Below are 12,627 nucleotides of genomic sequence, written 5' to 3' on the forward strand. Positions count from 1 at the left end.
TACCTGATATGTAAAAAATTTAAGATACTTTTCTAATAATCGCTTCCGCAATGCTTGCAGGTGCTTCGTTATATCTTTCAAACTGCATACTGTACGTTGCTCTGCCCTGAGTCGCCGACCTAAGATCCGTGGCATAACCGAACATTTCGGCAAGAGGGACTTCGCACTCTATTACCTTTCCGGCCGGAACATCTTCCATTCCGTGAATGACACCTCTCCGTCGATTAATGTCACCCACTACCTCACCCATATAATCCTCGGGTGTTACCACCTCGACTTTCATAATGGGTTCAAGCAACGCAGGATTTGCAGTCTTAGCCCCATCCCTGAAACACATAGATCCTGCTATCTTGAAAGCCATTTCATTCGAATCGACATCATGATATGAACCATCGAATAAACTAACCTTTACATCAACAACCGGAAAACCTGCCAAAACGCCATTTTCCATTTGCTCTTGCACACCCTTGTCTATGGCCGGGATATACTCCTTGGGAATAGCACCGCCAACCAACTCACTCACAAATTCATAACCAGTGCCCGGCTCTTTTGGCTCCAACCGGAGCCAAACATGCCCGTATTGACCCTTGCCCCCAGATTGCCTGATGAATTTTCCTTCGCATTCCACAGCACGCCTTATAGTTTCCCTATAAGCAACTTGGGGCGCCCCAACATTTGCGGCAACATTAAACTCTCTTCTCATCCGGTCAACGATAATTTCAAGATGCAATTCGCCCATTCCTGAAATTATTGTCTGACCCGACTCAGGGTCGCTACCAACTCTAAAGGAGGGATCTTCTTGCGCAAGCTTAGCCAGCGCAGCACCCATTTTATCTTGATCAGCTTTTGTCCTAGGCTCAACAGCCACAGCAATTACAGGCTCTGGAAACTCCATTTTCTCAAGCAGAATTGGCTTTTCAATATCACAAAGAGTATCACCAGTGGTGACGTCTTTCAGCCCGATCAGCGCAGCGATCTCGCCAGCCCTCACTTCGTTGATTTCGACGCGACTATTGGCGTGCATCTGAACAATGCGTCCTATTCTTTCTTTTTTACCTTTACCGGCATTCAAAACCGCATCTCCAGACTTTACCAAACCGGAGTAAACCCTAAAAAATGTCAAGGTTCCAACAAATGGGTCAGTGGCTATTTTAAATGCTAACGCTGAGAAGGACTCATCATCAGAAGCATTACGAGTCGAACTAATGCCAGCATCTGACAGACCTTCTACGGGCTTTATATCGAGAGGGGATGGCAAAAAATCAATCACACCATCAAGAACACACTGCACACCTTTGTTCTTAAAGGCCGACCCACAATAAGCCGGAACCAACTTATTCCGCAGAACCTGCGCCCTTATACCCAGCTTTATTTCTTCGTTTGTCAAAACACCTTTTTCAAGATATTTATCCATTAATTCTTCGGACGCATCTGCAGCGGCTTCAATTATTCGCTCGCGCCAATTTACAGCAGATTCTTCCATTTCTACTGGAATTTCCGTTTCCGTAAAACTCACACCCATGTTGGCATCTTCCCAATAGATTGCCTTCATTTTCAGCAAATCTACAACGCCTTTAAAGCTCTCTTCCGCCCCGATCGGCAACTGCATTGGGATTACATTGCTACCAAGCCGAGATTTAATTTGCTCAACAACGCGCAAAAAATTTGCGCCGGAACGATCCATCTTGTTTACAAATGCCAGCCTTGGCACATGGTATTTGTTTGCCTGGCGCCAGACCGTTTCCGACTGAGGCTCCACCCCGCCCACAGCACAAAAAACAGCGCACGCACCATCCAAAACACGCAAAGACCGTTCCACTTCTATAGTGAAATCGACATGCCCAGGCGTATCTATAATATTGATTCGATGCTCCGGGTATTGTTTTTCCATCCCCAACCAGAAACACGTAGTCGCAGCAGAAGTAATTGTTATACCCCTCTCCTGCTCTTGCTCCATCCAATCCATTGTCGCAGCACCATCGTGGACCTCGCCCATCTTGTGCGAAACCCCGGTGTAAAACAGTATCCGCTCGGTCGTGGTTGTTTTTCCGGCATCTATATGCGCCATAATGCCTATATTACGATAACGCTCTATAGGCGTCTTACGAGCCACAACAACTACCCTGCTTAACTTTTCTTACCAGCGATAATGAGCAAACGCTTTATTAGCTTCAGCCATTCTATGCGTGTCTTCGCGTTTCTTTGCAGCCGCTCCTCGACCCTCAGAGGCATCCAACAACTCACCCGCCAACTTAGCCGCCATGGTTCTTTCGTTACGCTTACGCGCCGCATCAATCAACCAGCGCATAGACAGCGCCAACCTTCTGGCAGGACGCACTTCGACAGGCACCTGATAAGTAGCACCGCCAACCCGGCGAGACTTAACCTCAACGCGCGGCTGAACGTTTTCCAATGCTTTTGCAACCAAATCTAAAGATTCTTTATGACCTTTACCTTCGATAACATCCAAAGCACCGTAAACAATTTTCTCAGCGACAGACTTCTTACCATCCTCCATAATCATATTCATGAATTTTGACAGCATATCGCTACCAAAACGCGGATCTGGATTGATGACTCTTTTTGCAGCAACTCTTCTTCTTGACATCTGTTATCAACCTTTATTTCTTAGGTCTTTTCGCGCCATATTTGGAGCGACCACATTTTCTATCCTTAACACCAGAAGTATCGAGACTCCCCCGAACCACGTGATAACGCACACCAGGTAAATCTTTCACACGACCACCCCGAATCAGCACCACAGAGTGCTCCTGAAGATTGTGCCCTTCACCACCGATATAGCTACTTACTTCGGCCCCATTGGTCAGCCGCACCCTAGCAACCTTACGCAAAGCCGAGTTCGGCTTTTTCGGGGTTGTGGTGTAAACCCTGGTACAAACCCCGCGCCTTTGCGGACAAGCCTCCAACGCTGGAACGTTAGTCTTTTCTATTTTTTTAGCACGAGGCTTACGGACCAATTGATTGATCGTGGCCATTCTTAACTACTCCGAATATGCAATGTTTAATAAGCAATAAAGGAATCTGCGCGATCACAGATCAATACAGCTCCGCCCAAACCTATTGGCTGATGTGAGCAGAGCATGATACCTTTACAATAGACCTAGGTCAAGTGTTTTTAAGGTTCTCTACTCTACATTCAAAGCTTGTTTCAACGCTTCCTCCACATCGACCGCTTCAATGGTCTGGGTAGAAGCTTCTGAACCGGAACCAGAGTCCGCCGCTCTTCTCTTACGTCGTTGTTCATGGTAGGCCAAACCAGTACCCGCCGGTATGAGACGACCAACAATGACGTTCTCTTTTAAGCCATTCAAGCTATCGCTGATACCTCTTACCGCCGCATCTGTCAACACCCGAGTCGTCTCTTGGAACGACGCCGCCGAAATAAATGACTCGGTAGCCAACGATGCTTTCGTGATACCCAGCAACAAAGAATCGTAACTAGCCGGAATCTTACCTTCACGTTCAACTTGGTCGTTCACTAAGTTAATCATGGTACGTTCTACCTGTTCTCCTTTGACGAAATCCGTGTCTCCAGAGGCGGTAATCTCGACTTTTCTGAGCATTTGGCGGATGATTGCCTCAATATGCTTGTCGTTGATTTTTACACCTTGCAGACGATATACATCTTGAATTTCTTTTACCAGGTAGTCGGCCAATTCTTCGATACCGCGCAGTCTTAAAATATCATGCGGGGTCAGCTCACCTTCAGCGATGGTTTCGCCTTTATCAACAAACTCACCCTCGAATACGGTGATATGCCGCCACTTTGGAATTAGGGTTTCGTATTGCTCGCCTTCCGAATCCGTGATGATGACGCGCTGCTTACCCTTAGTTTCTTTACCAAAGGAGACCATACCGGTTGCCTCCGCCAAAATAGCAGGGTCTTTGGTTTTTCGTGCTTCAAACAGATCAGCAACCCTTGGCAAACCACCGGTAATATCCCTCGTTTTACTGGATTCTTGCGGAATTCTCGCTAAAACGTCACCAACCTTTACTTCCCCACCGTCCTTAACCCCAACGATAGCGCCTGCTGGTAAAAAGTATTGAGCTGGAATATCAGTACCCGGCAAATTGATTTGCCCACCTTGCTCATCAAGAAGACGAACCATAGGCCGCAACTCTTTACCGGCTGAGCTTCTTTGTTTAGGATCCGTAACCACTCGCGAGGTTAAGCCAGTGACATCATCTGACTGCTCTTGAACGGTGATCCCGTCCATAAAATCAATCAGCTGAATAAAACCGTCTACCTCGGTGATAACCGGGTGAGTATGCGGATCCCAGTTCACGATAATATCCCCAGCACTGACCGGGCTACCATCACCCACCGACAATACGGCACCGTAGGGAATTTTGTAACGCTCACGCTCACGACCGTAATCATCCATAACCCCAACCTCGCCAGACCGAGATACCGCAACAAGATTGCTCTCTCTGTTCTTAACGGTTTTTAGGTTATTGAGCTTTGCAGTACCGCTGGATTTAACTTGCACGTTGCTAACCGCAGCAGACCGCGAAGCAGCACCACCGATGTGGAAGGTCCGCATCGTCAGCTGAGTACCAGGTTCACCAATTGACTGTGCCGCCACAACGCCCACGGCTTCACCAATGTTAACCAAATGACCGCGCCCTAAATCACGCCCGTAACATTTGGCACAAACACCTTGCCGCGATTCGCAAGTAATCACAGAGCGCACCAACATCTTGTCAACGCCGTTATCTTCCAGAACCGTGACCAAATTTTCGTCAATCATGGTGCCGGCAGGAATCAAAATATTATTGCCGGCGGGATCGGTTACGTCTATCGCCGCGACTCTTCCCAACACCCGATCTGCCAACGGCTCAACCACGTCCCCGCCTTCAATAATCGGCATCATGGTCAGACCGTTTTGTGTACCACAATCAGATTCAGCAATCACCAAATCCTGTGCGACGTCGACCAAACGTCGAGTCAAATAACCCGAGTTAGCGGTTTTCAGCGCGGTATCCGCCAAGCCTTTGCGAGCACCGTGGGTTGAAATAAAGTACTGTAATACGTCCAAGCCTTCACGGAAGTTCGCAGTAATCGGCGTCTCAATAATGGAGCCATCCGGTTTAGCCATCAAACCCCGCATACCCGCCAACTGGCGAATCTGTGCGGCGGAACCCCGCGCACCGGACTCGGCCATCATAAAGATGGAGTTGAACGATTTTTGTTTTACATTCTCGCCTTTTGAGTTGACAACTTCGTCTTCACCCAAACCTTCCATCATTACTTTCGCGACCTGATCATTGGCGCGAGACCAAATATCAACGACCTTATTGTAGCGCTCACCGTCCGTAACCAAACCGGAGGCGTACTGGTTTTGAATTTCATTAACCTCGGCGTCGGCGGAACGAATGATGTCAGCTTTCTTGACGGGAATTTCCATGTCTTCGATACCGAAAGACACCCCGGAGCGCGTGGCATATTTAAATCCCAGGTACATGATCTTATCTGCCAACATCACGGTTTCTTTGATACCGAGATAGCGGTAGCTATAGTTGATCAGCCGGGAAATATTCTTCTTGGTCATGTCGACGTTGACCAATTCGTAAGGCATACCGTCTGGCACAATACCCCAAACGATTGCGCGCCCTACCGTAGTTTTCTTTCTACTGACAATGGTTTCGAAGTCGCCTTCCGGAGTTTTCAATTTCTCGGTGACGCGCACTTCTATTTTACTTTGCAATTCAACAGCTTTAGCGTCAAGCGCTAACATTACCTCTGACAAATCGCCAAATACACTACCCTCGCCTACCGCATTAATTTTCTCACGTGTAATGTAATACAAACCCAAAACCACGTCCTGGGAAGGATTGATTACTGGCTCACCGTTGGCGGGCGATAAAATATTGTTAGTTGCCATCATCAAGGTACGCGCTTCCAACTGCGCCTCAATAGACAACGGAATATGCACGGCCATTTGGTCGCCGTCGAAGTCGGCGTTGAACGCACTACAGACCAAGGGATGCAACTGAATGGCTTTACCTTCGATCAAAATCGGCTCAAATGCTTGAATACCTAATCTATGCAACGTCGGAGCACGGTTTAGTAATACCGGATGCTCACGAATTACTTCTTCAAGAATATCCCATACTTCCGCACCTTCACGCTCCACCATTTTCTTGGCTGCTTTGATCGTCGTCGCTAAGCCACGCAACTGCAATTTGCTGAATATGAAAGGTTTAAACAACTCCAAAGCCATTTTTTTCGGCAAACCGCACTGATGGAGCCTTAATGTCGGCCCCACCACGATAACCGACCGTCCGGAATAATCGACGCGCTTGCCCAACAAGTTCTGCCGGAAACGACCTTGCTTACCTTTGATCATATCGGCCAAAGATTTCAAAGGACGTCTGTTGCTACCGGTGATAGCACGACCGCGGCGACCATTATCCAACAACGCATCGACCGCCTCTTGCAGCATGCGTTTTTCGTTGCGAACGATGATGTCAGGCGCGTTCAAATCCAGCAAACGTGTTAAGCGATTATTTCTGTTGATTACCCGACGATATAAATCATTCAAATCGGAGGTTGCGAAACGACCGCCATCCAATGGCACCAATGGGCGCAACTCGGGTGGCAATACTGGCAACACTGTCATAATCATCCATTCCGGACGATTATTAGAAGCCAGCAAAGAATCGATAACTTTCAGACGTTTCGAATATTTTTTGATTTTGGTATCGGAATTCGTTGCGTTGATTTCTTCACGTAGCGTGTTAATTTCCTCTTTCAAATCAATTGATTTGAGCAAATCATAGATCGCCTCGGCACCCATTTTTGCAACGAAATCGTCGCCGTGTTCTTCAACAGCGTTCAAATATTCTTCGTCGGTCAGAAGCTGGCCTTTCTCCAACGGAGACATGCCCGGATCAATCACGACGAATGTTTCAAAATACAATACCCGTTCGATCGAACGCAATGTCATATCCAATAGCAAAGCAATCCGGGAAGGCAGTGATTTCAGAAACCAAATATGCGCCACCGGGCTGGCCAAATCGATATGGCCCATTCGCTCCCGGCGTACCTTAGATAGGGTAACTTCGACACCGCATTTTTCACAGATAACGCCGCGATGTTTTAGACGCTTGTATTTACCGCACAAGCACTCGTAATCGCTGATGGGTCCAAAAATCTTGGCGCAAAACAAGCCGTCACGTTCCGGTTTAAAGGTGCGGTAATTGATTGTCTCAGGCTTTTTCACTTCACCATAAGACCATGAACGAATCATGTCCGGCGAAGCCAATCCAATCCGGATATTGTCAAAATCATCTGTGCGACCTTGACGTTTTAAGAAATTCATTAAATCTTTCAAGAGCTTATCCCCTTTAAATGTTATCCGATATTGTCCAGAATCTATCTCGCAAAGAACAGAATTAGTCTTGTTCCATTTCGATATTCACTGCCAGCGAACGAATCTCTTTCACTAAGACATTGAATGATTCCGGCATGCCGGCTTCCATTGAATGGTTGCCATCAACAATGTTTTTATACATTCTGGTTCTGCCTGTCACGTCATCGGATTTGACAGTCAACATTTCTTGCAATGTGTACGCGGCGCCATAAGCTTCCAGAGCCCAGACCTCCATCTCACCAAAACGCTGACCACCGAATTGCGCTTTACCGCCCAACGGTTGCTGCGTTACCAAACTGTAAGGGCCGGTCGAACGCGCATGCATTTTGTCGTCCACCAAGTGATTCAGTTTCAGCATATACATGTAACCCACAGTAACTTCACGCTCAAACGGTTCGCCTGTTAAGCCATCGTACAGTACGGTTTGCCCGTGCTCCGGTAAATCGGCCAAACGCAACATGGTACGAATATCTTCTTCCGAAGCCCCGTCGAAGACCGGGGTCGCCATCGGTACACCGGCAACCAAGTTGACCGCCATCTCTAGAATTTCTTTATCGGTAAACGAATTCAGATCTTCCTTTCGGCCGCTGCAATTGTAAATTTTCTCCATGAAACCACGTATTTCCGCGACTTTTGCTTGAGCTTCCAGCATCTTACCGATCTTGATACCCAAGCCTTTAGATGCCCAACCCAAATGCGTTTCCAACACCTGACCAACGTTCATCCGCGATGGTACGCCAAGAGGATTTAACAAAATGTCGACGGGGTTACCGTCAGCGGTATACGGCATGTCTTCAATCGGCACGATTTGGGAGATAACACCCTTGTTACCGTGACGACCAGCCATCTTATCGCCCGGCTGAATACGTTTTTTAACAGCCAAATAAACTTTGACCATCTTCAACACACCCGGCGCCAAGTCGTCGCCCATGGTGATTTTTTTCTTTTTCTGCTCGAAACGCTCGTCGAACTCTTTACGTTGCTGCTCTACATGCTCGGCAACGGTCTCCAATTGCACGTTGACATCTTCGTCTTGTGTGCGGATTTTCAACAACTCGGAAGGCACCAAGCCATCCAGATAATCAGCGGTAATTTCTTCGCCTTTTTTCAAGCCATTCGGACCCTTTTCGGCTTTTTTACCCGCTAACAAGGTTTTTACCCGAGCGAAAATATCGTGCTCGACGATTTTCAGCTGGTCATCCAAGTCCTTCCGGTAACGCTTGATTTCCGCGTCTTCAATTTCCAGAGCTCGCTTGTCTTTTTTCACACCATCACGAGTGAAAACCTGAACATCTATCACAGTACCGCGGACGTTGCCCGGCACTCGTAGCGACGTGTCTTTCACATCGGCTGCTTTTTCGCCGAAGATGGCTCTCAGCAATTTCTCTTCTGGCGTTAATTGCGTTTCACCTTTCGGCGTCACTTTACCCACCAGAATGTCGCCACCTTTCACTTCCGCGCCGACGTATACAATGCCGGATTCATCCAATTTGGATAAGGCTTCTTCGCTGACGTTTGGAATGTCCGCGGTAATCTCTTCCGGACTGTGCTTGGTTTCGCGAGCGACACAAGTTTTTTCTTCGATATGAATAGTGGTAAAACGATCTTCTTTTACCACACGCTCGGACACCAAAATCGAGTCTTCAAAGTTATAGCCATTCCAGGGCATGAATGCTATCAGCATGTTTTGACCCAAGGCCAATTCGCCGATGTCGGTCGAGGGACCGTCCGCCAGAATATCACCGGCTCTGACGATGTCGCCGAGTTTAACCAGTGGTTTTTGGTTGATACAGGTGTTTTGGTTAGAACGGGTATATTTAATCAAGTTGTAAATATCCACGCCTGGCACACCCGCAACGGTCTCTTCGTCATTCGCACGTACTACGATACGCCCCGCATCAACCGCTTCGATACGACCACCACGAGTTGCTACCACGGTTACACCCGAGTCTTTCGCGACGACACGCTCCATACCGGTGCCAACCAAAGGCTTCTCTGCACGTAAAGTGGGAACCGCTTGACGTTGCATGTTCGAACCCATCAACGCCCGGTTCGCGTCGTCATGTTCCAAGAACGGGATGATGGATGCCGCCACGGATACGATCTGCTTGGACGAAACGTCCATATATTGCACGGTTTCGGACGAAGCCAAGGTGAATTCGTCTTTGTAACGACAAGACACCAAGCCTTCAACCAATTTGCCGTTTTCGTCAACCGCCACGCTGGACTGCGCGATAACGTATTCGCCTTCTTCGATTGCGGAAATGTAATCGACCTGATCGGTTACTTTACCGTCGACCACTTTCCGGTACGGAGTTTCCAAGAAGCCGTATTCGTTGGTTCTGGCGTAGACAGACAATGAGTTAATCAAACCAATGTTCGGGCCCTCTGGTGTTTCAATAGGGCAAACTCGACCATAGTGAGTGGTGTGAACGTCACGAACCTCGAACCCGGCACGTTCTCTGGCTAAACCGCCAGGACCCAGTGCCGAAACCCGGCGTTTGTGGGTAACTTGCGATAACGGATTGTTTTGGTCCATAAACTGCGATAACTGGCTGGAACCAAAGAATTCCTTGACAGCCGCAGACACAGGTTTAGCGTTGATGATCTCCTGTGGCATATAGCCCTCGGAATCCGCCAATGTCAAACGCTCTCTGACAGCTCGTTCGACTCGAACCAAACCGATGCGGAACTGGTTTTCGATCATTTCTCCAACAGAACGTACACGTCTGTTTCCCAAATGGTCGATGTCGTCCACGGTACCGTTACCGTTCCTAATTTTGATCAGTTCTTTCAAAACATCGATGATGTCTTCTTTGCTTAGCGTGCCCGGGCCTTCGGTTTCTTCACGCCCCAATCGACGGTTGAATTTCATCCGGCCAACGGCGGATAAGTCGTAACGTTCGTCAGTAAAGAACAGGTTTTCGAATAAGTTTTCCGCAGACTCTACTGTAGGCGGCTCGCCAGGACGCATCATTCTGTAGATTTCCACCAATGCCTCCAGGCGATTTGTGGTGGTATCCAAACGCATCGAATTGGAGATGTAAGGACCTCTATCCAAATCGTTAACATACAGTGTATCGATCTCGCGAACACCCGCATCGATCAACTTCTGCAATAAATTGTCGGTGATTTCGTCATTAACACTGGCCAACAGCTCGCCGGTAGATGTATCGACAACATTATGGCCTAGAATTTTTCCGTACAGATAGTCCCTAGGCACTTCGATTTCAGTGACACCGGATTTTTCCAGTTGGCGAACATGTTTGGCAGTAATTCTGCGACCCTCTTCGATAACAACGTTACCGTCGTGCTTAATATCGAAAACAGCCATTTCACCACGCAACCTATCCGGGATCACGTGAAACATTAATTTTTCGGCGCTCAATGAGAACTTGTTGGTTTCGAAGAAAATTTTGATCATTTCTTCATTTTCATATCCCAAAGCCCGTAACAAAATAGTCGCCGGAATTTTTCTACGTCTGTCTATACGCACGTAAACGGCGTCTTTATGATCAAATTCGAAATCCAACCATGAGCCGCGATAAGGAATGACTCGGGCATTAAACAACAACTTGCCGGACGAATGGGTTTTACCTTTGTCGTGGTCGTAAAATACACCGGGCGATCTGTGCAACTGCGACACAATGACCCGTTCAGTGCCGTTAATCACGAATGTACCGTTGTCGGTCATCAGAGGCAGTTCACCCATGTAAACTTCCTGCTCTCTAATATCCTTAACGACTTTGGTATTAGCAGGCGCGTCTTTATCATAAATAACTAGACGCACTAAAACACGCAAAGGCGCTGAAAATGTAGCGCCGCGCTGTTGACACTCTCTTACATCGAATGCGGGTTCCCCCAAGCGATATTTAACATACTCCAATACGGCATAGCCGGAATGACTTACTACCGGAAAGACACTGGAGAATGCGGCATGCAGCCCTTGATTACGCCGTTTATCCGGCTCTATGCCGGACTGCAAAAAATTTGCATACGAATCAATTTGTGTTGCCAAAAGATAGGGAACTTCCAATACTTCGGAACCCTTCCCAAAATTATTACGGATACGCTTTTTTTCGGTAAAAGAATAGGCCATATTGCTTCTATACCTTCGTCGTCAGAGATTATTTACTACTGTTTTAGAAACAGTAAAAGGCCGACGGCAAAATGCCGTCAGCCCGGTTTGATAGGCTTATGCCTGGTATGCAGCCAAGATGCTTATTTGATTTCGGCAGTTGCGCCAGCTTCTTCAAGCTCTTTTTTCGCCGCTTCGGCTTCGGCTTTGTTAACACCTTCTTTAACAGTAGTAGGTGCGCCTTCAACAGCGTCTTTCGCTTCTTTCAAGCCCAAGCCTGTCAAACCGCGAACCGCTTTAATAACCGCTACTTTGTTTTCGCCGAAACCGGTCAAGATAACATCGAACTCGGTTTGCTCTTCAACAACAGCCGCCGCTACAGGAGCTGCAACCGCTACTGCCGCAGCAGCAGAAACGCCAAACTTTTCTTCCATCGCTGAAATCAGATCAACGATTTCCATCACAGTCATGTTAGAGACTGCTTCCAAGATGTCTTGTTGTGAAATTGCCATTGTATATTCCTCTAAAATTAATGAGTTTTAACTGGTTAACGCGAGATTATGCCGCTTCTTTCTCGTCTCTGATTGCAGCCAGAGTACGTGCGAGTTTCTCAACCGGTGCTTTCATGACCGACATCAGCATACTGATACCTTGATCACGGGTTGGCAATCTTGCCAATCTATCTAGCTCCGATCCATCAAAAGCCTGACCACCGATTGCCACTACTTTCGCGATCAGTTTGTTATGGCCTTTGGAGAATTCGCTGATGAGCCGTGCAGCGCAGCCTGGATCTTCCATGGAAAATGCCAGTATTAAAGGACCGACCAGCCCTTCCTGCATACATTCAAACTCAGTCCCAGCGACAGCACGTTTAGCCAGTGTATTTTTGACTACGCGCAAATAAACGCCCGTTTCTCTCGCGGTTTTACGCAGTTCCGTCAATTCGGTAACTGTCAGACCCCGATATTCCGCAGCGATCGCGGAATGGGCTTTAGCGGCGAATTCAGCAACTTCCTCTACGACAACTTTTTTGCTATCTAAATTGAGTGCCACATCTACCTCCGGTACTTTCCGATTATCCATCGGATCTATGAAACGCATCTTTCGATGCCCCTTTCACGGTCCCTTTCACCAACTTTGCGGCTCCAGCTC

At 47.7% G+C, this 12,627-nt stretch carries 7 protein-coding genes; all 7 read right to left on the bottom strand.

The window, feature by feature from the left end; all coding sequences use genetic code 11:
• Nucleotides 1-19 precede the first annotated feature (19 nt).
• The 7 genes from fusA to rplJ all read right to left on the bottom strand — a co-directional run bounded on the left by fusA (nt 20) and on the right by rplJ (nt 12,528).
• A complete protein-coding gene (gene fusA / locus ACWAU0_RS03280) occupies nt 20-2,113 on the bottom strand; it encodes an elongation factor G (RefSeq protein WP_458138299.1) in 2,094 nt (697 codons plus the stop codon).
• Nucleotides 2,114-2,137: 24 nt separating this feature from the next.
• Nucleotides 2,138-2,608, bottom strand: a complete 471-nt coding sequence (rpsG, locus tag ACWAU0_RS03285; protein ID WP_020484799.1) for a 30S ribosomal protein S7 — start codon at nt 2,606-2,608, stop codon at nt 2,138-2,140.
• Nucleotides 2,609-2,621: 13 nt separating this feature from the next.
• On the bottom strand, nt 2,622-2,996 hold the full coding sequence (gene rpsL, locus ACWAU0_RS03290; protein WP_013820393.1) for a 30S ribosomal protein S12: 375 nt from the start codon (nt 2,994-2,996) through the stop codon (nt 2,622-2,624).
• Between the two features lie 150 nt (nt 2,997-3,146).
• Nucleotides 3,147-7,358 carry a DNA-directed RNA polymerase subunit beta' gene (rpoC, locus tag ACWAU0_RS03295; RefSeq protein ID WP_301539351.1) on the bottom strand — a complete coding sequence of 1,404 codons (4,212 nt, stop codon included), beginning with the start codon at nt 7,356-7,358 and terminating at the stop codon, nt 3,147-3,149.
• A 61-nt stretch (nt 7,359-7,419) separates the two neighbouring features.
• Entirely contained in the window at nt 7,420-11,496 is a 4,077-nt protein-coding gene (gene rpoB, locus ACWAU0_RS03300; RefSeq protein ID WP_033159597.1) for a DNA-directed RNA polymerase subunit beta, read from the bottom strand.
• Between the two features lie 122 nt (nt 11,497-11,618).
• Entirely contained in the window at nt 11,619-11,987 is a 369-nt protein-coding gene (rplL, locus tag ACWAU0_RS03305; RefSeq protein WP_020484796.1) for a 50S ribosomal protein L7/L12, read from the bottom strand.
• A 46-nt stretch (nt 11,988-12,033) separates the two neighbouring features.
• Nucleotides 12,034-12,528, bottom strand: coding sequence for a 50S ribosomal protein L10 (rplJ, locus tag ACWAU0_RS03310; protein WP_026147170.1), 495 nt, complete (start codon nt 12,526-12,528; stop codon nt 12,034-12,036).
• Between the last annotated feature and the right edge of the window lie 99 nt (nt 12,529-12,627).

It is taken from the genome of Methylomonas sp. Uni0009 (assembly GCF_054188105.3).

What these genes read in the sequence shown, in the direction of transcription:
- rpsG (WP_020484799.1), bottom strand. Translation starts at nt 2,608, where the DNA reads ATGTCAAGAAGAAGAGTTGCTGCAAAAAGAGTCATCAATCCAGATCCG.
- rpsL (WP_013820393.1), bottom strand. Translation starts at nt 2,996, where the DNA reads ATGGCCACGATCAATCAATTGGTCCGTAAGCCTCGTGCTAAAAAAATA.
- rpoB (WP_033159597.1), bottom strand. Translation starts at nt 11,496, where the DNA reads ATGGCCTATTCTTTTACCGAAAAAAAGCGTATCCGTAATAATTTTGGG.
- rplL (WP_020484796.1), bottom strand. Translation starts at nt 11,987, where the DNA reads ATGGCAATTTCACAACAAGACATCTTGGAAGCAGTCTCTAACATGACT.